This is a genomic window from Pseudomonas sp. SID14000, from assembly GCF_002165135.1.
Taxonomy (GTDB): domain Bacteria; phylum Pseudomonadota; class Gammaproteobacteria; order Pseudomonadales; family Pseudomonadaceae; genus Aquipseudomonas.
Window position 1 is genome coordinate 1 of the sequence record NZ_NFZQ01000012.1, and the last position, 23,151, is coordinate 23,151.

At 63.2% G+C, this 23,151-nt stretch carries 17 protein-coding genes; 6 read left to right on the forward strand and 11 right to left on the reverse strand.

Going from position 1 to position 23,151, the window contains the following annotated elements:
• Nucleotides 1–170 precede the first annotated feature (170 nt).
• Nucleotides 171–2,726: a sulfite reductase flavoprotein subunit alpha gene (locus CAY82_RS18460; RefSeq protein WP_087502507.1), complete on the reverse strand. Its 2,556-nt coding sequence runs from the start codon at nt 2,724–2,726 to the stop codon at nt 171–173.
• A 260-nt stretch (nt 2,727–2,986) separates the two neighbouring features.
• Nucleotides 2,987–5,260: a TonB-dependent siderophore receptor gene (locus tag CAY82_RS18465; RefSeq protein ID WP_087502508.1), complete on the reverse strand. Its 2,274-nt coding sequence runs from the start codon at nt 5,258–5,260 to the stop codon at nt 2,987–2,989.
• Between the two features lie 222 nt (nt 5,261–5,482).
• On the opposite strand from CAY82_RS18465, the gene CAY82_RS18470 reads away from it, so the two are divergent.
• Together CAY82_RS18470 and CAY82_RS18475 are read left to right on the forward strand one after the other, a co-directional pair.
• On the forward strand, nt 5,483–6,163 hold the full coding sequence (locus CAY82_RS18470; protein WP_087502509.1) for a Fe2+-dependent dioxygenase: 681 nt from the start codon (nt 5,483–5,485) through the stop codon (nt 6,161–6,163).
• Nucleotides 6,164–6,166: 3 nt separating this feature from the next.
• Nucleotides 6,167–6,916, forward strand: coding sequence for a tetratricopeptide repeat protein (locus tag CAY82_RS18475; RefSeq protein WP_087502510.1), 750 nt, complete (start codon nt 6,167–6,169; stop codon nt 6,914–6,916).
• 183 nt (nt 6,917–7,099) lie between these two features.
• Here the strand turns inward: CAY82_RS18475 and CAY82_RS18480 are convergent, their stop codons facing one another.
• Entirely contained in the window at nt 7,100–8,263 is a 1,164-nt protein-coding gene (locus tag CAY82_RS18480) for a type III PLP-dependent enzyme (protein ID WP_043208127.1), read from the reverse strand.
• Nucleotides 8,264–8,756: 493 nt separating this feature from the next.
• Between CAY82_RS18480 and CAY82_RS18485 the strand changes: the two genes are divergently transcribed.
• From CAY82_RS18485 to CAY82_RS18495, 3 genes are all read left to right on the forward strand, one after another.
• Complete coding sequence (locus CAY82_RS18485) at nt 8,757–9,254, forward strand: RNA polymerase sigma factor (RefSeq protein ID WP_087502511.1); 498 nt, start codon at nt 8,757–8,759, stop codon at nt 9,252–9,254.
• Between the two features lie 20 nt (nt 9,255–9,274).
• On the forward strand, nt 9,275–10,237 hold the full coding sequence (locus CAY82_RS18490) for a FecR family protein (RefSeq protein WP_087502512.1): 963 nt from the start codon (nt 9,275–9,277) through the stop codon (nt 10,235–10,237).
• 108 nt (nt 10,238–10,345) lie between these two features.
• Complete coding sequence (locus tag CAY82_RS18495) at nt 10,346–12,781, forward strand: TonB-dependent receptor (RefSeq protein WP_087502513.1); 2,436 nt, start codon at nt 10,346–10,348, stop codon at nt 12,779–12,781.
• 106 nt (nt 12,782–12,887) lie between these two features.
• Here CAY82_RS18495 and CAY82_RS18500 read toward each other — a convergent pair whose 3' ends face one another.
• From CAY82_RS18500 to CAY82_RS18515, 4 genes are read right to left on the reverse strand one after another with little or no spacing between them, the layout of a single operon-like run.
• The gene (locus CAY82_RS18500) at nt 12,888–14,045 is read right to left on the reverse strand and encodes a betaine/proline/choline family ABC transporter ATP-binding protein (protein WP_087502514.1); all 1,158 of its coding nucleotides are present in this window, start codon (nt 14,043–14,045) and stop codon (nt 12,888–12,890) included.
• Complete coding sequence (locus tag CAY82_RS18505; RefSeq protein WP_087502515.1) at nt 14,042–14,695, reverse strand: ABC transporter permease; 654 nt, start codon at nt 14,693–14,695, stop codon at nt 14,042–14,044. Before CAY82_RS18505 ends, CAY82_RS18500 begins: the two co-directional genes overlap by 4 nt.
• Complete coding sequence (locus tag CAY82_RS18510) at nt 14,692–15,606, reverse strand: glycine betaine ABC transporter substrate-binding protein (protein WP_087502516.1); 915 nt, start codon at nt 15,604–15,606, stop codon at nt 14,692–14,694. The genes CAY82_RS18505 and CAY82_RS18510 overlap by 4 nt, the downstream gene beginning before the upstream one ends.
• A gap of 13 nt (nt 15,607–15,619) precedes the next feature.
• Entirely contained in the window at nt 15,620–16,333 is a 714-nt protein-coding gene (locus CAY82_RS18515) for an ABC transporter permease (RefSeq protein WP_087502517.1), read from the reverse strand.
• Between the two features lie 557 nt (nt 16,334–16,890).
• On the opposite strand from CAY82_RS18515, the gene CAY82_RS18520 reads away from it, so the two are divergent.
• Nucleotides 16,891–18,474: a peptide chain release factor 3 gene (locus CAY82_RS18520; RefSeq protein ID WP_003257876.1), complete on the forward strand. Its 1,584-nt coding sequence runs from the start codon at nt 16,891–16,893 to the stop codon at nt 18,472–18,474.
• Between the two features lie 87 nt (nt 18,475–18,561).
• On the opposite strand, the gene CAY82_RS18525 is transcribed toward CAY82_RS18520, so the two are convergent.
• The 4 genes from CAY82_RS18525 to CAY82_RS18540 all read right to left on the reverse strand — a co-directional run bounded on the left by CAY82_RS18525 (nt 18,562) and on the right by CAY82_RS18540 (nt 23,149).
• On the reverse strand, nt 18,562–19,968 hold the full coding sequence (locus CAY82_RS18525) for an FAD-binding oxidoreductase (protein ID WP_087502518.1): 1,407 nt from the start codon (nt 19,966–19,968) through the stop codon (nt 18,562–18,564).
• Nucleotides 19,969–20,032: 64 nt separating this feature from the next.
• Nucleotides 20,033–20,842, reverse strand: a complete 810-nt coding sequence (locus CAY82_RS18530; RefSeq protein ID WP_087502519.1) for a nuclear transport factor 2 family protein — start codon at nt 20,840–20,842, stop codon at nt 20,033–20,035.
• Nucleotides 20,843–21,212: 370 nt separating this feature from the next.
• Nucleotides 21,213–22,181, reverse strand: coding sequence for a peptide ABC transporter ATP-binding protein (locus tag CAY82_RS18535; protein ID WP_087502520.1), 969 nt, complete (start codon nt 22,179–22,181; stop codon nt 21,213–21,215).
• Nucleotides 22,181–23,149, reverse strand: a complete 969-nt coding sequence (locus CAY82_RS18540; RefSeq protein ID WP_087502521.1) for an ABC transporter ATP-binding protein — start codon at nt 23,147–23,149, stop codon at nt 22,181–22,183. The genes CAY82_RS18535 and CAY82_RS18540 overlap by 1 nt, the downstream gene beginning before the upstream one ends.
• Between the last annotated feature and the right edge of the window lie 2 nt (nt 23,150–23,151).

The window sequence follows — 23,151 nt, forward strand, 5'->3', positions numbered from 1 at the left end:
TCAAGAACCATGCTGGCAGCACGTTGCTTGAACTCGCGGGTGTAGGTCTTTCGTTCTTGCATGGAACCTCCTGATTGGGCGAATCATATCGCCCTTAAGAGGTGTCCGGGATCATTAGGCCAGTTCACCTTACCCGCGAAGAGGCCATTGCTGGTTACATCAGTTTCCGATCAGTACACATCCCGCCGATACCGCCCATCCTCGATCAGCTGCTGCACAGCGACCTCCCCGAGGATACCGTTGAGCGCTGCATCCACCCCCGTAGCCATCCCTTGCAGGCTGCCACAGACATACACACAGGCGCCATCCGCGACCCAGCGCTTGAGCTCATCAGCCTGCTGCAGTAACACATCCTGCACATACACCTTCTCGGCCTGGTCCCGCGAAAACGCCAGGTCCAGACGTGCCAGGTCACCGCTGTCCAGCCAGCCTTGCAGCTCGCTGCCACATAGCAGGTCATGCGCCCGGTTACGCTCGCCGAACAGCAGCCAGTTGCGCTGCTCACCAGTATTCACCCGCGCGCGGAGCAGGCTGCGCAGGCCGGCCAGGCCGGTACCGTTGCCGATCAGTACCATTGGCGCAGCGCTTTGCGGCAGGTGAAAGCTGCTGTTGCGCCGCAAGCGCAGGCTCAGCGTACCGTCAAGCGGCAAGTACTCCGTCAGCCAGCCGGAACCCAGGCCCAGGTTGCCATCGGCATGGCGTTCCTGGCGCACGATCAGCTCCAGCACGCCATCGCTGGCGATCGAGGCGATCGAGTATTCGCGACTACCGATCGGCACCAGTGCATCGACCAGTGCTTGCGGCTGCAAGCCGACCAGGTGATCGCGCCGGGTCGGCAACTGGCGGCCGGCCAGGGCCTGGGCGAGGGTTTCGCCCAGGCCATTCACTTGCACCTTGGCCCCGGCGTCCAGCGCCATGCCATCGAGGAAGGCGTCGATCCTCGGCTGGCCATTGAGCGGCAGGATCTCCACCAGGTCGCCGGCTTCCCAGCTGGCGGGCTGTTCCGGTCGCAGGCCCAACAGGTACACCGGCTGGCCCTGGCTGCCCGGGTTGAGCAGTTCACGGTGCACCAGCGACCAGTTGCCGAAACCCGGCGGCTGCCAGGCGGTCACCGGCTGGGCACCGGTCAGTTGCGCCAGTTCCTGCTGCCACTGCTGCAGCGCGGCCTGGTCGGCGTTGTCCACTTCCACCGGGCTGAACGCACTGCTGGCACCGCGTTCACCCAGCCATGCCTGCAGGCGGCGGGCGAAGCCGCAGAAGTGCGGATACTGGCGGTCACCGAGGGCGAGCAGGGCATAGCTGAGGTTGTCCAGCGCCCAAGGCTGGCCGAGCACCTTGCGCTCGAAGGCGCGGGCGCTGTCGGGGGCTTCGCCGTCGCCGAAGGTGCTGACCACGAACAGCGCACGGCGGGCCTGGCGCAGGTCGCTTTCACCCAGTTCGGCCAGGGCGCGTACCTGCACTGGCAGGCCGGCGGCCTGAAGCTGCCCGGCGCTCTGCCAGGCCAGTTGTTCGGCAAGCCCGCTCTGGCTGGCAAAGCCGATCAGCCAGCTGTCGCCGCTGGCAGTGTTGCTGGTGACGTTGCCACGGGCCGCGCGTACCTGGCGCTTCTTGCGCCGGCGGTCGAGGTACAGCAGCCAGCCGGTGACGAAGAACAGCGGCATGGTCAGGCTGGCGATGGTGACGATGATGCGCCCCGGCAGGCCGAAGTATTCGCCCACGTGCAGGGCGTAGACGCTCTGCAGCAACTGGGCCTTGAAGGATTTGTCGGTGTAGCGGTCATGTTTTTTCACCTGGCCGCTGGCCGGGTCCAGCACCAGGGTATTGAAGGCACGCGGGTGGTCGGCGTTGTCCAGCAGGTAGAACAGGTTGGCTGGCCGACCGCCTACCGGTGGCAGGCGCAGGTTGTACATGGCCAGGCCCGGGCCGGCGGCATCCTTGAGGTTGGCCCAGATCGCGTCGTAGTCGACCACCAGCGGCGGGGCGTTCTTGTCGATTTTCTGTGGCCCGTGGCGGCCACGGCCTTCGCCGTGCTTTTGCTGCTGGCCGGCGGCCGGCGCGTCGGCCAGCAGCTTGTTCAGGCCGTCGCGGTACCACTCGTAGGACCAGAACAGCCCGGTCAGGGCGAACAGCAGGTAGAACATCAGGCACCAGGTGCCGGCCACCGCGTGCAGGTCCCAGTTGAAGGCGCGGCCTTTCTTGGCCCAGTCGAAGGTCAGCCAGGTGCGCCAGTCCAGCGCCTTGCGCGGCCAGCGCAGGTACAGGCCGGAGAGGCAGAAGAACACCAGCATCAGGGTGCAGGCACCGGTGATCTGCCGGCCGCTGTCGCCCATGGCGAGGAAGCGGTGCAGGTTGAGCATGAGGTTGAAGAAGCCTTGCCCGGCCACTTCTCCCTTGAGTTCGCCGGTGTACGGGTCGGCATAGCGCAGCGGGCCACGGCGTTCGCCAGGTGGGGGCGTAAAGAAGACGCGGGCGGCATTGCCTTGGCGTACGTCGACCCACAGCATCGCCACCTTGTCGTCTTGCTGGGCCTCGACCCGACGTACCAGCTCGGCCGGCGGCAGCACGCCTTCGGCGCGTACTTCTACCTTGAGTACATCGGCATTGAATGCACGCAGCAGCTCTTCCTGAAACGAGTACAGGGCCCCGGTGATACCCATCAAGGCCAGCACCAGGCCAGCGGTGATGCCAAAGAACCAGTGCAATTGGAACAGCGTCTTCTTCACCACATGATCACCTTGTGTTTCTGCCGCACACTGCGCGGCGTGCATTATGCCTTGATACGCAAAAGCCCCGCTCACGGGAATGAACGGGGCAGGGGGCTAGTCAGTCAGGCTTGTGTTGTCTGTACCGGCCTCTTCGCGGGTGAACCCGCTCCCACAGAGATATCACTGGACCTGAGGTCAGTGGAGTACCTGTGGGAGCGGTTTTGCTCGCGAAAGGGCCGGCACAGGCGCAGCCCATTCAACAGGTCAACCCCATCCCGGCATCAGAAGTGGAAGCTGGTGGTCAACAGCGCAGTACGCCCGGCGGCCTGGTTGGCATAGTGCCCACTGTAGGCCTTGTCGTAGTAGACCTCGTTGGTGAGGTTCTGCACGTTCAGTTGCAGGTCGACGTGCTTGGTCAGCTTGTAGCTGGCCATGGCGTCGTAGCGCCAGTACGAGTCGACCATCACGCTGTTGGTGGTGTTGCCGAACACTTCATCGACGTAGAAGGCACCACCACCAAGGGTCAGCTTCGGCGTGACGTTGTAAGTGGTCCACAGGGTCAGGCTGTGGTTCGGTGTGTTTGGCAATTGGTTGCCATCGTTGTAACCCTCGATGAACACCGTGCCGACCCGCTGTGCGCCGCCGTCGACGAGCTTGGCATCCAGGTAGGTGTAGCCGGCGAATACTTGCCAGGCGTCGGTCAGCTTGCCGGTGGCGCTAAGCTCCAGGCCGTCGACACGAGTCTTGCCGATGTTCTGGTAGGTGTTGTTATCCACCAGTACACGAGCGTCTTCCTTCTCGGTGCGGAAAATGGCTGCGGTCAGCGCCAGGCGTTCATCGAGCAGATCCCACTTGGTACCGATTTCGTAGTTGGTGGTTTGTTCCGGTTTCAGCTCGCTGGTAGTGGTGGCCGTGACCAGCGCGTTGCCGTCGGAGCCTTCGCCGAGCGCGTAGCCAGGCGGGGTGGCGGAGGTGGCATAGGACACATAGATGCTGCCGTTCTCGGCAGGCTTCCAGGTCAGGCCTAGTTGGCCAGTGACGAACTCACTGGTGTCTTGGGTCTTGAAGCTGGTCGAACCGTTGGCCACTTTGGTCTTGGCCTTGGTGTCGAAGTGGTCGTAACGCAGGCCCATGGTCAGCAACCAGGCCGGGTCGAGCTCCAGCGTGTCGGTGAAGTAAATGGCGCGCGTGTTGCCAGCGGTATCGGCTCCGGCTTCGGTGCGGCTGATGGTGCCGTCCCACTCTTCATGCGGGTTGGGGTTCGGGAACGAGGTGCAGACACCGGAGATCTGGCCTGTTGCACTCGAGCAGCTGCCAGCGCCGAAACCAGTGACGTTATAGCCCGTTTTCACCGAGGTTTCCCGGCTGAGTTCGATACCGGTGGAGAAGCTGTTCTTCATGCCGGCCACGTAGAAATCACCATACAGGTCGGTCTGGTTGGTGGTCGTGCGGGTATTGGCTACACGGTTGTTCGGGCGACGCCAGACTTCACCGTTGAGGATGTTGCCCTTGCTGTCGTCTGGCTGGCTGTAGATGTAGTCCTGCAGCGTATTGCCATGGCGCAAGGTGTTCTTGACGGTCAGCGAGGCGCTCAGGTCGTGCTCGATGCTGATGGTCGAGATATCTGCGCGGCTCTTGGAGAAATCGCGACCGACCAGGCCGTAGTAGTTGCTGCTGCTGCCACCGCCGTGGGTTGGCTTGTCCGGGTTGGCCGAGGTGCGAGCGGCCGAGCTGCCGGAGCGCAGGCTGTAGGGAATACCCGAATCCGGCAGGTCGTCGCTTTCCACGTGGTAGTAATCAAGGCTCACGCGGGTATCGGTGCCCAGGCCGAACACCAGCGAAGGTGCCACGCCCCAACGGTCGTAGTTGACCTCATCGCGGCCGGCGACATTGCTTTTATGGGTCATCAGGTTCAGGCGACCAGCGACGCTGTCGCTGAACTGATAGTTGCCATCCAGGGTGTAGCGCTGGGTCTGATCGCTGCCCCAGGTCCAGGCGCCGTCGAGCGAGTTGCCCAGGTGCGCACGCTTGCTGACCATGTTGATGGTGCCACCGGCAGCGCCACGGCCAGCGATCGAGGAATTCGGGCCCTTGGCCACTTCCACCGACTCGATGGCGAAGATCTCGCGGGTTTGCGAACCGGTATCGCGCACGCCGTCCAGGTACATCGAGCTTTGGCTGTCGAAGCCGCGGATGAATGGGCGATCGCCGGACGGGTTGCCCCCTTCGCCGGCACCCATGGTGATGCCCGGCACGGTACGCAGGGCGTCCTGCAGCGTCAGGGCGCTGGTGTCCTTGATCACTTGCTGCGGGATTACGGTGATCGAGCGTGGGGTATCTACCAGCGGGGCGGTGTACTTCTGCGAGGAGGCCTTGTCGACCTTGTAATCGGTGCTGGCCTGTTCAGCCTTGCCGTTTACGCTGGTGGCGTCGAGGGTGATCGGGCTGCTGCCGGCCGGGTCGGCGGCGTAGGCCGACGAGGCGCTGAGGGCGACGCCGATGGCAGACACGATCAGACGTGGTGAGCTCACTGCAGATGGTACGGACTGGCGCATTGCTTAGGACCTTCCCCAAGGTGTTGAGGCCGCGGATCTTAGTGTAAGCAATTGTTGGTCGCAATTGAGAGTCGTTACCATTCGTGAAGAATTTACAATCTTTACAGTTTCCCTTTACGGTTTCATCAAGCTGAAACGTATTAAGCGGCGAACGGGGCTTGTGAAGCGCGAAAGGGAATCAATATCATTGACGCCTTTACATTCTCCAACGGGGCTGCCGCCATGCTGCTTCACATCCACGGCCTGTTCGATGCCGATGAACTGGCCCGTATCCGCGAGGCGCTGGAGCAGGCCGACTGGGCCGACGGCAAGATCACGGCCGGCTACCAGTCGGCCAAGGCCAAGCACAACCTGCAGTTATCGGAAGGGCACCCACTGGCCAAGGAGATCGGCAGTGCGCTGATCGACCGCTTGTGGCAGAACCCGCGCTTCATGTCTGCTGCCTTGCCGCACAAGGTGTTCCCGCCGCTGATCAACTGCTACCGCGAAGGCGGCAATTTCGGCTTCCACATCGACAACGCCCTGCGCCAGCCCAAGGGCAGCCCGGAGCGGGTGCGTACCGACCTGTCTTCCACGCTGTTCCTCAGCGATCCGGACAGCTACGACGGTGGCGAGTTGGTGATCCAGGACACCTATGGCGTGCAGCAGGTCAAGCTGGCTGCCGGTGACCTGGTGTTGTACCCCGGTACTAGCCTGCACAAGGTCAACCCGGTGACCCGTGGCCAGCGTTACGCTGCATTCTTCTGGACCCAGAGCCTGGTGCGCGAGGACAGCCAGCGGGCGTTGCTGTTCGAGATGGATAATGCCATCCAGCAACTGACTGCCGATGTGCCGGATCATCCATCACTGCTACAGCTGACCGGCACCTACCACAACCTGCTGCGCCGCTGGGCCGAGGTCTGAGCCGTGTCCTATCAGTTGCGGCGTGAGGAAGTGGTGGATGTGGCCGGTTTGCAGGCCATGCTGGAAGAAAGCCCCGGCAAGGCTGCCCAGGCGATCCTGGCTGCGGCAGGGCAGGGCGCGGTCGAGGCGCAGTTGCTGTTGGGGCAGATCCTGCTTGACGGGCGCGGTATTCAGGCGGATGCCGCCGTGGCCAGGCGCTGGTTCGGCATCGCCGCTCAGGGCGGCAGTGCCATGGCGCACAACATGCTGGGGCGTTGCCTGGAGCATGGCTGGGGCGGTGAGCCAAGCCAGGCGCAGGCGGCTATTCACTATGCGCGTGCGGCCGATGCCGGGCTGGACTGGGGGCTGTACAACCTGGGCAACCTGCTGGCCACCGGGCGCGGCCTACCGGCCAACCAGACGCAGGCGCTGATGTGCTACGAGAAGGCCGCTTACATGGGGCATGCCAAGTCGATGAACCTGTATGGGCGTTACCTGGAGCAAGGCATTGCCACGGCGCCCAACCCTACACGAGCAGTACGCTGGTATCGGCGTTCGGCCGAGGCGGGGGACTTTCGTGGCATGTTCAGCCTGGCGCTGGTGCTGGTCGAGCGTGGTCAGGTAGCGGAAGCCGGGCCGTGGCTGGAGCGGGCGCGGGTCGAGGGGAACATGAATTTCCTGCGCAGTGCGCTGGTGACCTTGCAGGGGGCGGGGCCGGTATTGATGGCCTTTGCGGCGCGGTATGCCGAGGAGATCGAACGGCGCGAAGCTTGAGGTTCCCTCAAGGCCCGCAGTCCCTGTAGGAGCAGCCTTGTGTTGCGAAGAGGCCGGCATGACAAAAGATGGCCTTTGGCAGTCATGGCCTCTTCGCAGCACAAGGCTGCTCCTACAGGGAGTTGCACAGGCCTGAAGGCGGAAAGCACAAATGAAAACGGGGCCTTGCGGCCCCGTTTTGCATTACAGGTAGTAAGCCTTCAGCGGCGGGAAGCCGTTGAACTCCACTGCGCTGTAGCTGGTGGTGTAGGCACCGGTCGACAGCCAGTACAGGCGGTCGCCGATGGCCAGGTTCAAGGGCAGGCCATACTTGTAGTGCTCGTACATGATGTCGGCGCTGTCACAGGTCGGGCCGGCGATGACCACTTCTTCGGTCTCGCCTTTCTTCTCGGTCCAGATCGGGAACTTGATGGACTCGTCCATGGTTTCGATCAGGCCGGAGAACTTGCCCACGTCGGTGTAGATCCAGCGCTCGACGGCGGTGCGCGACTTGCGTGCAACCAGTACCACTTCGCTGACCAGGATACCGGCGTTGGCAATCAGCGAACGGCCAGGCTCGAGGATGATTTCCGGCAGGTCGTCACCGAAGTCTTCCTTCAGGAAGCGGATGATTTCTTCGGCGTAGGTTTCCAGGCTGTTGGTCCGGGTGATGTAGTTGGCCGGGAAGCCGCCACCCATGTTGATCAGCTTCAGCTCGATGCCGTCTTCTTCCTTCAGGCGCTCGAAGATCACCTTGACCTTGGCGATGGCGGCATCCCACACGCTGATGTCACGCTGCTGCGAGCCAACATGGAAGGAAATGCCATAAGGCACCAGGCCCAGGTCGCGGGCGAGGATCAGCAGGTCCATGGCCATGTCGGTCTGGCAGCCGAATTTACGCGACAGCGGCCAGTCGGCAGTGGTCGAGCCTTCGGTGAGGATACGCACGTACACCTTCGAGCCCGGGGCGGCCTTGGCGATGTTGCGCAGGTCTGCTTCCGAGTCGGTGGCATACAGGCGCACGCCCTTCTCGTAGAAGTAGCGGATGTCCTTGGACTTCTTGATGGTGTTGCCGTAGCTGATACGGTCAGCGGTGACGCCGCGGCCCAGCACCTTGTCCAGCTCGTAGATCGAGGCGATGTCGAAGCTCGAACCTTTCTCTTTGAGCAGGTCGATGATTTCCACGGCCGGGTTGGCCTTGACCGCGTAGTACACCTTGGCGAATTCGAAACCTGCACGCAGGTCGTCGTAGGCCTGGCTGATCATCTGGGTATCGATGAGTACGAACGGGGTTTCCTGCTTGTCGGCGAACGCCTTCATTTTCTGGAAGGTGTCACGCGCGAAATAGTCTTCGACCTGGATCGACATGCTCAGGGACTCCATGGGCAAACTGAAAGATTAAGTGGCTGCAAACTGAACGTCCTCCGTATCCCCACTTTGGTTCGCCTACTCAGTACTTGAGCCGGATGGATCGTTTCCAGCATGGACGTTCGGCGCGCACTTTAGGGCGTGAAGAATGCAGAATCAACAGGCAATCCGGGCGTGATCGACGTGGATCGACGATCAGCCATTTGAATAACCGACTCGTGTGACCGGCTGATGTTCCCCGCAGTGTTTCAAGCGTAAAAAATTGTGGAATGGACCAAATTGGCCCCTTCGCGGGTAAACCCGCTCCCACAGGGTTTTCACGCTTCCTGTGGGAGCGGGTTTACCCGCGAAGAGTCCTGTGGTGTTCATATTTATGGCCACAATGCTTCGCACTGCCGCCCGTGAAAAAGACAATAAATTTTTTGTTACCGACTGGCGGAATTGCCGGCTTTGATGAGAAACATTACTATTCGCACCCTTGTCCGCCTCCCTGATGACCCCGACCGTGTCCGGACCCAAAGGCTTCCTCGACCACTACCATGAGCTGATCGGCACCTGGACGCGCAAGTTGCGCAGTCGACCGCAGGCCGAGGACCTCACCCACGATGCCTTTGTCCGGGTACTGGAAAACCCGCGCGAGCAGGTTGAGCAGCCTCGCGCCTACCTGCACCAGACCGCGCGCAACATTGCCGTGGACGGTTTCCGTCGCGAGGACCGCCGCCAGGCCCTGGAGCAGGAAGCCTTCGATGAAGGCGTGGCCGGTAATGGCGACCCCGAGGCCTACATGCATGCGCTGGAGCTGGCCGACAGGGTCGAGCGGGCGCTGGCCGAACTGCCGCTCAATTGCCGGCAGGTGTTCATCTGGCAGAAGCTCGAAGGTTTGACCCAGGCCGAGATCGCCGAGCGCATGGGGTTGAGCAAGAACATGGTCGAAAAGTATATGATCCGCACGCTCCGGCATCTGCGTGAGCACCTGGATGTGTCGGCATGATGAGTCAGGAGACCTTTTCGATGAAACAGCACGGTACCGGTACCGTCCGCGAGCAGGCGGCTGCATGGTTCGCCCGCATGCAGGATGCGCCTCGCGATGCCGTGCTGCAGGCGCAACTGCACGCCTGGCTGGAAGGCGATGCACGGCACCGTGAAGAGTACCAGCAGCTCGCCCGCCTGTGGCAAGCCGCCGACTTCATCCCCCGCCAGCGCCTGGAAGCGCTGTGCCAGCCGGCCCCGGCACGTCGTTTGCCACGTCGACGCTTTGTGCGCCAGGCCTTGGCCGCCAGTGTGGCCGCACTGGCGTTGGGGCTGGGTTGGGGTGGCTGGCACTATCAGCAACTGAATCACCAGGGCAGTTTGCAGACAGCCTTCAACGAACGCCGCCAGGTTGACCTGCCGGATGGTTCGCACCTTGAACTCAACGGCAGTACGCAAGTGCAGGTCGCTTTCAGCGCCGGCCAGCGGCATGTCCGGCTGATGGCGGGGGAAGTGATGTTCACCGTCGCCCCTGACGGTGGCAGGCCGTTCGTGGTCGACACCGCCCAAGGTAGCGTGACTGTCACCGGTACCCGCTTCGACGTCCGCCTGGACCCGGCCAGCACCCGCGTGGCGGTGGAGCAGGGCTCGGTGCGTGTGCAGGGCAGGGGCGCCTCGCAGGCGCAGCTCACGGCAGGCCTGGGCTCGCATATCGATGCACAAGGCCAGGTGGCCGCGCCCTATCCGGTGAATACCGGCGCCCTGACTGCCTGGCGCCAAGGCCGGCTGGTGTTCGACAACGCCACCCTGGCCGAGGTGGTGGCGGAAGCTTCGCGCTACCGCAGCCAGCCGCTGCGGGTCGCCCCCGGCAAAGTCGCCCAGCTGCGGTTGTCCAGCACCTTCAGCACCGACGACACCGACGCGCTGCTGCGTGCCTTGCCGAGCATCCTGCCGGTGGCCATCAAAGCCCATGAAGATGGCTCGCGCGAAATAATCGCGAAATAGATTCAGGTTTTTTTCCGCTCGTTCGTCTTCCCCGCCAGCTGCAACTGCCAAGCATTTCCATTTGCATGCGGTTGGCGTTTATTCCGTACTCCAGGAAGTTTCGACGACGTGAACAACAACAAGCCCTTCCCACGCTTCCGCGCCCTGGCGCTGGCCCTGGCGGTCAGCGCCGTGGCCGTCAACAGCCAGGCCGCAGAGGCCGGCAGCACCATCCGGATCCAGGCCCAACCCTTGGCATCGGCGCTGAACCAGCTGGGCCAGCAGACCAACCTGCAGCTGTTCTTCAGCCCCGAGTTGGTAGCCGGTAAGCAGGCCCCGGCGGTTTCCGGCCAACTGGCGCCCGAGCAGGCGCTGCAGCAACTGTTGCAAGGCAGTGGCCTGACCTACGAGATGTCCCAGGGCACCGTGGTAGTCAAGCCGGCCCAGGCCGATGGCACCCTCACTACCGGCAGCCTGGAACTGGCGCCCACCGACATCAAGGTTGTGGGCGACTGGCTGGGCGATGCCCAGCAAAGCGTGGTGCAGAACCACCCTGGCGCGCGCACCGTGGTGCGCCGCGAGGCGATGGTGGAGAAGGGCGCAATGAACGTGCGCGATGTGCTGCGCGGTATCCCGGGGGTGCAGGTGCAGGACTCTAACGGCACCGGCGGCAGCGACTTGTCGCTGAACGTGGGTGTTCGCGGCCTGACTTCGCGCCTGTCGCCACGCTCCACGGTCCTGATCGACGGCATCCCGGCCGCCTTCGCGCCCTATGGGCAGCCGCAGTTGTCGATGGCGCCGATTTCCTCGGGCAACCTCGACAGCATCGACGTGGTGCGCGGCGCCGGCTCCGTGCGTTATGGCCCGCAGAACGTCGGCGGGGTGATCAACTTCGTTACCCGGGCGATCCCGGAGAAGACCTCGGCGGAGCTTTCCACCACCCTGGAAACCTCCCAGCATGGCGGCTGGAAGCATACCGAGTCGGCCTTTGTCGGCGGTACGGCGGATAACGGCATGGGTGTGGCGCTGTTGTACACCGGGGTGAATGGCAACGGCTACCGTGCAAGCAACAACGGCAACGACATCGACGACGTCATACTCAAGACTCACTGGGCGCCGACCGATGTCGACGAGTTCTGGCTCAACTTCCATTACTACGATGGCCGTGCCGACATGCCCGGTGGTTTGACCCAGGCCCAGTACGACAGCAACCCGTACCAGTCGCTGCGCGACTACGACTACTTCGCCGGCCGGCGCAAGGACGTGTCGTTCAAGTGGCAGCGCCAGCTCGACGATGCCACCCAGTTCGAAGTGCTGACCTACTACACCGACAGCTTCCGCGGCAGCGCCATTGCGTCGCGCGACATGAAGACCCTGTCGTCGTACCCGCGCAACTACCACACCTTCGCCATCGAACCACGGTTGTCGCGGATCTTCTTCGCCGGCCCGACCACCCAGGAAGTCAGCGTGGGTTACCGTTACCTGAAGGAAGCGATGCGTGAGCAGTCGACCCGCCTGGCGCTGATCGACAACGTGCCGACGCCGACGCCGACTCCGACCTCCGACGGCCATGTGTTCCAGGACCGCAGTGGTGGTACCGAGGCCAGCGCCTACTACATAGACGACAAGATCGACGTGGGTAACTGGACCATCACTCCGGGTATCCGCTTCGAGCACATCAACACCGACTGGCGCGACCGCCCGGTGCTCGGTGCCAACGGCCAGCCAGTGGCGGAGAAGAAACGCAGCATCACCAGCAACGAGCCGCTGCCGGCGTTGAGCGTGATGTACCACATTTCTGATGCGTGGAAGTTGTTCGCCAACTACGAAACCTCCTTCGGTAGCCTGCAGTACTTCCAGCTGGGCCAGGGCGGTACTGGCAACAGCACGGCCAATGGCCTGGAGCCGGAAAAGGCCAAGACCTACGAAATCGGTACACGCTATGACAATGGCGGCTTTGCCGGTGAGCTGACGGCGTTCTACATCGACTTCGATGACGAACTGCAGTACATCAGTAACGACGTGGGCTGGACCAACCTCGGCGCGACCAAGCACCAAGGTATCGAGGCTTCGGTGCGCTATGACCTGGCGGGGCTTGACCCGCGCCTGGAAGGGCTGTCGGTGAGCGGTGGCTACACCTATACCCGCGCTACTTATGAAGGGGACATTCCTGGCTTCAAGGGCCGCGACCTGCCGTTCTATTCACGCCAGGTGGCCACTGCCGGGGTGCGTTACGCGGTCAACCACTGGACCTGGAACCTGGATGCCTACGCCCAATCCAAACAGCGTGCACCGGGGACCGGGATCAATGCCGATGGCAGCTTCAACGGCGACTACATCACCGAGCCGAGTGCGGACGGGCAGTTCGGCGATATTCCGGGTTACGTGACCTGGCATGCGCGTGGCGGCTATGAGTTCGGACCGGAAATGTCCAACCTGAAGTTGGCGGCGGGGGTGAAGAACCTGTTCGACAAGCAGTACTTCACCCGCTCCAGCGACAATAATGCCGGCATCTATGTGGGTGAGCCACGGACTTTCTATGTGCAGGCCAGTGTAGGGTTCTGACATCGCGTCGCCTGCTTCGCGGGTGAACCCGCTCCCACAGGTACCGCGCAGGCCTTCAGCCTTGCGCCGACCCTGTGGGAGCGGGTTTACCCGCGAAGAGGCCGGTTCAGGAAATCACCGCCTCAGCCGGCGAGACAATGCTGGTCTTGGCCCCCCGCGACTGCCCCGAACTCAGGTAAGCCGCAATCGACTCCTGCGTCACCTCGCCCAAAAACACCTGCTCGGCATCCAGCACCGGCAGCCATGCCCGGTTGAACTCGTACATCCGCGACAGCAGGATGCGCAAATGCTCATCATGCGCCGCCGTGGCATTGAACGGCCGCAGGAAGTCGCCACAGGTCCCTTGCTGGCGATGCATATCGCGCCGGCGCACATAACCCAGCGCCTTGTTCTGTGCATCGGTCACCACCACGTACCGGCGGTCGTGCTCGTCCAGCAGCTCCAGCGCATCGCTTACCGGCGTCTGCGGGCTTACCGATGGCGCGTTGTCTGCCGCATCCTCCGCACGCACCAGCAGCAGGCGCTTGAGGGTGCTGTCCTGGCCGACGAAGTTGCTCACGAACTCATCCGCCGGGTGTGCCAGCAAGGTGTCGGGGTGGTCCAGCTGCAACAGCTTGCCGGCGCGGAAGATGGCGATCTTGTCGCCCAGCTTGATCGCTTCGTCGATGTCATGGCTGACCATGATCACGGTCTTGTTCAAGGCCCGCTGCATCTCGAAGAACTCGTTCTGGATCATCTCGCGGTTGATCGGGTCGACCGCGCCGAACGGCTCGTCCATCAACAGCACCGGCGCTTCTGCCGCCAAGGCGCGGATCACGCCGATACGCTGCTGCTGGCCACCGGACAGTTCGCGCGGGTAGCGCTGCAGGTACTGCTTGGGCTCCAGCTTGATCATGTGCATCAGCTCGCGGGCGCGTTCATGGCACTTCTGTTTGTCCCAGCCGAGCAGGCGCGGCACCACGGTGATGTTCTCCTCGATGGTCATGTTGGGGAACAGGCCGATCTGCTGGATGACATAGCCGATATGCCGGCGCAGGGTGACCTCGTCCAGCCCGGTGGTGTCTTCGCCATTGATGAACACTTGGCCGGAAGTGGGCGTGATCAGGCGGTTGATCATTTTCAGGGTAGTGCTCTTGCCGCAGCCTGAGGGGCCGAGGAACACGCAGATTTCCCCTTCGTTGACGGTGAGGCTTACCGAGTCGACGGCCTTTACGTCCTTGCCGTTGACGTTGAAGGTTTTGCTGAGGTTCTTCAGTTCGATCATGAGCGCAGTCCTTCTGGAGTCAGGGCACGTTGCAGGGTTTGCAGCAGCAGGTCGGCGATGATCGCCAGCAGGCTGACCAGCACGGCGCCGACCAGCAGCATCGACATGTCGCTGCGGCTGATGGAGGTGAGGATGAGTACGCCGAGGCCGCCGGCGCCGATGGTGGCGGCGATGGTCATGACGCCGATGTTCATCACCACGGCGGTGCGCACGCCGGCGAGGATCACCGGCACGGCGATGGGCAGCTCGACCATGCGCAGGCGCTGGCCGAAGGTCATGCCGATGCCGCGCGCCGCTTCACGGATGCCGGGTTCGACGTTGGTCAGGGCCAGGTAGGTGTTGCGCATGATCGGCAGCAGTGAGTACAGGAACACGGCGGTGATCGCCGGTAGCGGGCCAAGCCCTTGGCCGAACCTGGAGTAGAACGGCAGCAGCAGGCCGAACAGGGCGATGGAAGGGATGGTCAGCAGCACGGTGGCGCTGGCCTGCAGCGGGCCGGCGAAGGCCGGGAAGCGGGTCATCAGGACGCCCAGCGGCACCCCGACCAGAATCGCCAGGCTGACGGCGACGCTCACCAGCATGATGTGCTGCCAGGTCAGTTGCAGTACCTGGGCCCAGTCCAGGTGGTTGAAGGTATCGATCAGGTTCATGGCTGGCTCTCGCTGTTCAGTGGGTGCTCACGCAGGAAGGTGGCGGCCACGGCAGTCGGGTTCTGGTGCTCGACATCGACCTTGGCATTGAGCTGGCGCATGGTTTCGTCATCCAGCTGCTCGGCCAGTGGCTTGAGCAGGCCGGCCAGTTGCGGGTTGGCTTCGAGTACCTGTTTGCGCACCACCGGGGCGGCGGTGTAGTCGGGGAAGTAGTGCTTGTCGTCTTCCAGCAGCTTGAGGTCGAACGCGTTCAGGCGGCCATCGGTGGTGTACACCAGGCCGGCGAACACCTGGTTGTTGTGCATGGCGGTGTAGACCAGGCCGGCATCCATCTGGCGGATGTTGGCGCGGCCCACTTGCAAGTCGTACATCGCCTTCAGGCCGACCAAGCCGTCCGGGCGGTTGGCGAACTCGGTGTCCAGCGCCACCAAGTGGTTGCGTCGGCTTTCGTCACGCAGCACCTGGTTGAGGTCGCTGATCGAGTTGATCTGTGGATAAGCCTCGGCGACCTGCTTGGGCAGGCCCAGCGCGTAGGTGTTGCTGAACTTCGACGGGGTCAGCCAGATCAGGTCCTTCTTCGCGTCCAGTGCCTTGACCTTGGCGTAGGTCGCCTCGGCACTGGGCATGCGCTCGTCGATATGGTTGTACGATACCAGCGACACGCCGGTGTATTCCCACATCAGGTCGAGCTGGCCGGTTTCCTGGGCCTGGCGCGCGATACTGCTGCCAAGGCCGCTGGTGACGCGCACGTCAAAACCGTTGGCGCGCAGGTATTGCGCGGTGATTTCGGCGAGCACGGTCTGTTCGGTGAACACCCGCGCGCCGATGCGGATCAGCGGTTTGTCTGCCGCCTGGGCAAATCCTGCGAACAGCAGGACCGCGCCCAGCAGCAAGGCGATTCTCTTGTTCATACGTTCCCTATCTTTATTGGGTCAGGCCACGTTCCAGCCAGCGCTTGCTGGAGAAACTCACCGCCGCGTCCAGCACCAGCGCCAGCAGCGCGGTGCAGGCGGCACCCAGCAGCAGCTGTGGCTGGTTGTTCAGGGCGATGCCGGGGAAGATCAGGCTGCCCAGGCTGTTGGCGCCGATCAGGAACGCCAGCGGTGCGGTGCCCACGTTCAGCGCCAGGGCCACGCGCACACCGCCGACGATGATCGGCACGGCATTGGGCAACTCCACCTGCCACAACTGCTGGCGCGGGGTCATGCCGATGCCGGTGGCGGCTTCCTTGAGCGAGGCGGGGACGTTTTTCAGCCCCTCGTAGGTGTTGCGCACGATGGGCAGGAGGGAGGCGAGGAACAGGGCGAAGATTGCAGGCCCGGCGCCGATGCCCAGGATACTCAGGGCGATGGCCAGAACGGCCAGGGGAGGAATGGTGTTGCCAACGTTGAACAACTGCATGAAGCGCTCGGCTTTGTCGACCCGCTGCGGTCGACTTAACGCAATGCCGGCGGGGATGCCCACGGCCAGCGCCGCCGCCATCGAAGCCAGCACCAGGACCAGGTGCGCTTGCAGGTAGAACCCAAGATCGTCGCGATAACGCGCGATCGTGTCGATGCCGATCCAGTGGACCAGCAGGGCCAGGATGACGAGCACGGCGGCCCATCCCAACAGCCCTTTTCCGTAGCGTTTTGCCACAGGCGGACTCCTTGTGTTGTCGGCGAGCACACTTCTTGGTTGCCGGCCAGTCCTGGCGGCGGGTGGTGTGTTCGCGAGTAGCAGCGTGACGCACGCCGAAGGCTGCGATCAGGCCATAAGCCGAACCCCGTCGGGCCCGAAAATGCTGATGAAACCAGCTCCCCAACCGAAGCGGGTTGCAGGGGAGTGGACGTCTCCGTGGGCGTAAAGGTTCCCATCTGGGGCGGCGTTTGGCCAGTGCTAATCACTGGGTGTATCGAAAGATGGCAAGAAAAAACAGCGTGTTAATCCGCTACAGGCGTTGAAATAACTGACCTGTGGCCATTTATCGTGATAAAGCGATTGCCTGTGAAATTGGCTTTGCCTGAGCCGGCCCTTTCGCGGGTGAACCCGCTCCCACAGGGACTGCACCGCACCTGGACGCTGTGCAGTCACCTGTGTGCGGGTTTACCCGCGAAGAGGCCGACACAAGCACCACTCATTCCTCAGGTTTTGGTCCCGGCCCAACTTCAGGTATGATATCGCCCCTTTTTAATCCCCCAGTCAGGCGATTTCCCATGACCAACCAGGCCGCCGAAGTCGCGAAGCGCCGCACTTTCGCAATCATTTCCCACCCCGACGCCGGTAAGACCACCATCACCGAGAAGCTGCTGCTGATGGGCAAGGCCATTGCCGTCGCCGGTACCGTGAAGTCGCGCAAGTCCGACCGCCATGCCACCTCCGACTGGATGGAAATGGAGAAGCAGCGCGGCATCTCCATCACCACCTCGGTGATGCAGTTCCCGTACCGCGAGCACATGATCAACCTGCTCGACACCCCCGGCCACGAAGACTTCTCGGAAGACACCTACCGCACCCTGACCGCGGTGGACTCGGCGCTGATGGTGCTCGACGGCGGTAAAGGTGTAGAGCCGCGGACCATCGCCCTGATGGACGTGTGCCGCCTGCGCGACACGCCGATCGTCAGCTTCATCAACAAACTCGACCGTGACATCCGCGACCCGATCGAACTGCTCGACGAGATCGAAGCGGTACTGAAGATCAAGGCCGCGCCGATCACCTGGCCGATCGGTTGCTACCGCGATTTCAAGGGTGTGTACCACCTGACCGGTGACTACATCGTGGTGTACACCCCGGGCCACGGTCACGAGCGTACCGAAGCCAAGATCATTCAGAAGCTGGATTCGGACGAGGCCCGCGCCCATCTGGGCGACCAGTACGACTCGTTCGTCGAGCAACTGGAGCTGGTGCAGGGTGCCTGCCACGAGTTCAACCAGGAAGAGTTCATCAACGGCCAGCTGACGCCGGTGTTCTTCGGTACTGCGTTGGGCAACTTCGGTGTCGACCACGTGCTCGACGCAGTCGTCGACTGGGCGCCACGCCCGCTGGGCCGTGTCGCGCACGAGCGTACCGTGGAGCCTGTGGAAGAGAAGTTCACCGGCTTCGTGTTCAAGATCCAGGCGAACATGGACCCGAAACACCGCGACCGCATCGCCTTCATGCGCATTTGCTCGGGCAAGTACGAGAAGGGCATGAAGATGCGCCACGTGCGGATCAACAAGGACCTGCGTATCGGCGATGCGCTGACCTTCTTCTCCTCCGAGCGTGAGCAGCTGGAAGAGGCCTATGCCGGCGACATCATCGGCCTGCACAACCACGGCACCATCCAGATCGGCGACACCTTCACCGAAGGCGAGGCGCTGGGCTTCACCGGTATCCCGCACTTCGCCCCGGAACTGTTCCGCCGCGTACGCCTGAAGGACCCGCTGAAATCCAAGCAACTGCGTCAGGGCCTGCAGCAGCTGGCCGAAGAGGGCGCGACCCAGGTGTTCTTCCCTGAGCGCAGCAACGACATCATCCTCGGTGCGGTCGGTGTGCTGCAGTTCGACGTGGTCGCCAGCCGCCTGAAGGAAGAGTACAAGGTCGAGTGCGCCTACGAGCCGATCACCGTATGGTCGGCCCGCTGGATCGGCTGTGACGACAAGAAGAAGCTCGAGGAATTCCAGAACAAGGCCATGGAGAACCTGGCCATCGACGGTGGCGGGCATCTGACCTACCTGGCACCGACCCGGGTCAACCTGTCGCTGATGGAAGAGCGCTGGCCGGACATCAAGTTCCGCGCTACCCGCGAGCACCATTAAGTATTGAAATCGGGGCTGCAAAGCAGCCCCGATTCAATTTCCTGCCTTGATACTGGTCCAGATCAAGGCGGGCACCTCCCGTCGTTATCAGTGCATGAAACCTTCCATGAAGTCCGCCAGCGAGCTGGCCAGGTGCCGTTTCCAGGGCGCGCTGGCGGGGTTGGCGAGGGTCCGGTCCTCGTGGACGAAGCTCTGGATGATCGCGTTGTAGCCCAGCCAGCGGCAGGGCTCGGGTGGCCAGCTGGCCAGGCTCGACAACGGGCGATTGTCGAGCACCCAGGGTTGTGCAGTCAGTTCGTTGTGCTGGTTGAGGATCAGCGCCGCCAGGGTGCGCCCGCCCAGGTTGGTGGCGCCGACGCCTTCGCCGCCGTAGCCGCCCGCCAGGGCGATACCGCGTTGACGGTCGCAGAGCATGTGCGGGCGGAAGCGCCGCGCCATGCCCAGGTTGCCGCCCCACGAATGAGTGATGCGCACGTGCTTCAGCTGCGGGAACAGTTCGCTGAACAGATAGCGGCGCAGCTCGATTTCCTGTTCAGTGAGGTTGAAGTTTTCGCGCAGGCGGCCACCGAAGCGGTAGCCGCCACGGGCGCCGAATACCAGGCGGTTGTCGGCGGTGCGCTGGCCGTAGGTGACCTGTCGGCTGCTTTCGCTGAAGGCCTGGCCCTGGTTCAGGCCGATCTGTTCCCAGGTGGCTTCCGGCAGGGGGGCGGTGGCCACCAACAGGCTCTGTACCGGCAGCTGATGTTTGCCCAGTGGCGGCAGGCTGGCGGCGTAGCCCTCCACGGCGGGTACCATCCATTGGCAGCGAATGCGCGCCAACGGGGTACGCACCTCACCGGGCTGCCAGTCGATGGCCGGGGTGTTTTCGTAGATGGGTACGCCCAGCGCTTCTACCGCTCGGGCCAGGCCACGCGCCAGCTTGGCGGGTTGGATAGTTGCGGTGTGCGGGCTGTAGATGGCCCCATAGGCATTGCTGACCCGCAACTGGGCGTCCAGCTGTTCGGGGCGCAGCCAGCGGTAGTCGTCCTCGGTCATGCCCTGACGATAAAGGTCGTCGAGGTAGGCGCGCAGGCTACGCTCCTGTTCCGGGTAGCGTGCGGCGCAGTACAGCACGCCGCCTTTGCGGTAATCGCAGTCGATGCCCTCGCGTTGCAACACGCGGTGTACTTCATCAGGAATGCCATGCAGCAGGTCGATGCTGGTGCGGCGCTGTTGCGGCGACAGGGTCGCGAGCAGGCGGCTTTCGCCGAGCAGGTTGCCCATCAGCCAGCCGCCGTTGCGCCCCGAGGCGCCAAAGCCGGCGATGTTGGCGTCGATCACGGCGATGTTCAGCTGTGGCGCCTGGCGTTTGAGGTAGTAGGCGGTCCACAGGCCGGTGTAGCCAGCGCCGATGATGCACACATCCGCTTCCTGGTCGTCGCGCAGGGCCGGGCGGGCGCACAGCGGCTCGTCAAGCTGGTCCATCCACAGGCTGAGCGTGCGCAGGGGTTGCATCGGGTTCGGCTCCACATCCGTCAAGGTCTGTGGGCGATCCTAGTGGTGTCGGCGGGCGGCTGTCCTACGTGCGTGCACGCAGGGAAATTTGCTTCAGGTAGGCCTTGGGCGTAAGCCCGGTGTGTTCGCGGAAACACTTGTAGAACGCCGACAGCGAGTTGAAACCGGCATTGAACGCCAGCTCGTCGATCGTCACCTCGACGCTGTCGTCATCGAGGCTGGCCATCAGGTGCTGCAGGCGGGCCTGGTTGACGTAGCGGTAGAAGCTTTGCCCGAGCACCTGGTTGAGCAGGTAGGAGATCTGGTTGCGGCTGTAGCCGCTGGCGTGTGCCACCTGCTGCAGGTCCAGCTCCGGGTCCAGGTAGGGGCGCTGGCGCTGGAAGTAGTGTTCCAGGTCCTGGGCCATGGTCGACAGTTGACGGGGCGACAGGCCCAGGCGGCTGGTGGCCGGGCGCGGGCCGTTAGTGGCATGGCCACTGCCGTTCCGGCGGACCAGCGTGGCGTATTCGTTGACCCGCCAGATCAGGCCGTCCTTGACGGTAATCGCCTCGCTGGACTGGAACGCAACCAGGCCGTCGCCGCCTTGGACCGTGACCTGGTACTGAATGAATGCTGTGCAGCCGTCCACGCGGATGCGGTCGCTGTGCACGATATCTTCGCCAGCTTCGTGAGGCAGGCAGGCGCGCACGTAGTCACGCAGTTCCTGATAGCCGAGCACGCGGTTCTGGAAGAAGTCGTGGTACTGAATGTCCGGGTGGTAGAGCGCAATGACACCGTCGAGATCGCGGTGCTTCCAGCACAGGTGGTAGCGAAGCACGGTGTCGGCGGTAAGCGGGGTCTGCTCGGGGCCGTCAGGGAGGGTGTGGGCGGTCATGAGCCTGATAGTGCATTGCAGAACACCCAGCTGCAAGGGTGCGGATCCGGCATATTGCACGGTTTTGCCAAGCGGCTTGGGGAGTAAACCGTTGATTCGGGTGAGTATGATTTTTTGACCGTGATGGCATGGCGCGTGCACCTGTCTGTTCAACATCGAACAAGGAGAAAGGCCATGCGCTCGATACTGCTCTGGATGATTGGGGTGCCGATTCCGGTGATTATTCTGATCTGGTTCTTCATGCATTGAGATTTTAGGGCCACTTTGCGGCCCATCGCGACACAAGGCCGCTGCTACAGGAGATCGCGGTCCCTTGTAGGAGCGGCCTTGTGTCGCGATGGGCTGCAAAGCAGCCCCGGCTATCTAGAGGCTAAAGAAACTGCTCGGCATAGTGGCAAGCCACCTGCCGGGTACTCACCTGCCTGAGCGCTGGCACCTCCTTGGCACAACGCTCGGTCGCATACGGGCAACGCTTGTGAAACGCACACCCATCCGGCGGGTTCAGCGGGTTGGGCAGCTCCCCGGCAATACGGATCTTCGGCTTCAACGGGTCCGGGTGAATCGCCGGCGTCGCCGACAGCAGCGCCTGGGTATACGGGTGCAACGGCCTTTCGTAGATATCCTCTTTCGGCCCCATCTCCGCCGGCCTCCCCAGGTACATCACCAGCACCTGGTCCGCCACATGCCGCACCACCGCCAGGTTGTGCGAGATGAACACATAGGCAGTGTTGAACTCCTTCTGCAAATCCATGAACAGGTTCAGCACCTGGGCCTGGATCGACACGTCCAGTGCCGAGGTCGGCTCGTCCGCCACCAGCACCTTGGGGTGCAGCATCATCGCCCGCGCCAGGGCGATGCGTTGGCGCTGGCCGCCGGAGAACATGTGCGGGTAGCGCTGGTAATGTTCGGGGCGCAGGCCGACCTGTTCCATCATCTTTTGCACCTTTTCACGCCGCTCGGCCTTGCTCAGCGAGGTGTTGATCAGCAGCGGTTCGGCCAGTTGGTCACCAATCTTCTGCCGTGGGTTGAGCGAGGCGTAGGGGCTCTGGAACACCATCTGCACGTCGCGGCGCAACTGCTTGCGTTCAGCTTTGCTGGCGCCTTTCACTTCGGTGCCGGCGATTTGCAGCGAGCCGGAGGAGGGCTCCTCGATCAGTGTAAGGGCGCGGGCCAGGGTCGACTTGCCGCAGCCGGACTCGCCGACCACGGCCAGGGTCTTGCCAGCCTCCAGTTCGAACGACACGCCATTCAGCGCGCGGACCAAGGCGTGGCCCTTGAACAGCCCGCGGGAGACTTCGTAATGCCGGGTCAGCTCCCGGGCGGATAGAACGACGGCCATCACGCCACCTCCTGGTTCAGCGGGTAGAAGCAACGCACCAGGCTATGGGCCTGGGGATCGAGGGGCGGACGCTGGCGCCGGCAGTTGTCTTGCACGTACGGGCAGCGCGGTGACAGCAGGCAACCCGCGGGGCGGTCGTAGCGACCGGGGACGATGCCGGGCAGGGTGGCCAGGCGTTCGGCGCCGATACTGTGCTCGGGGATCGCCGCCAGCAGTGCTTCGGTGTAGGGGTGGGCGGGCACATCGAACAGCTCCGGCACCTGGCCCACCTCAACGGCCTGGCCGGCGTACATCACGCACACGCGCCTGGCCGTCTCGGCGACCACGGCGAGGTCGTGGGTGATCAGGATGAGCGCCATGTTGCGCTCTTTCTGCAGGTTGACCAGCAGTTCCATGATCTGCGCCTGGATGGTTACGTCCAGCGCAGTGGTGGGTTCGTCGGCAATCAGCAGCTTGGGTTCGCCGGCAATCGCCATGGCAATCGCCACGCGCTGGCTCATGCCGCCGGACAGTTGGTGCGGGTAGGCGTCCAGGCGGCTTTCGGCCGCCGGGATCTCGACCTTTTTCAGCAGCTCCAGGGCACGCTGGCGCGCGGCCTTGCCCTTCAGGCCCAGGTGCTGGCGCAGCACTTCCTCGATCTGGTAACCCACGGTGTAGCTGGGGTTGAGTGCGGTCATCGGGTCCTGGAAGACCATGGCGATGTCCTTGCCCACCACCTTGCGCCGCTGGCGGCCGCTGAGCTTGAGCATGTCGGTGCCGTCGAAGGTGAGCGAGTCGGCAGTGATGCGCCCGGGAGCGTCGATCAGGCCCATCAGGGCCATCATGGTCACGGACTTGCCCGAGCCGGATTCGCCGACGATGGCCAGGATCTCGCCGGCCTCCACCGTCAGGTCCAGGCCATCGACCACCGGTACCGCATTGGCGTCGCCGAAGCGCACGTTCAGGTTGTTGATCTGCAACAGTGACATGG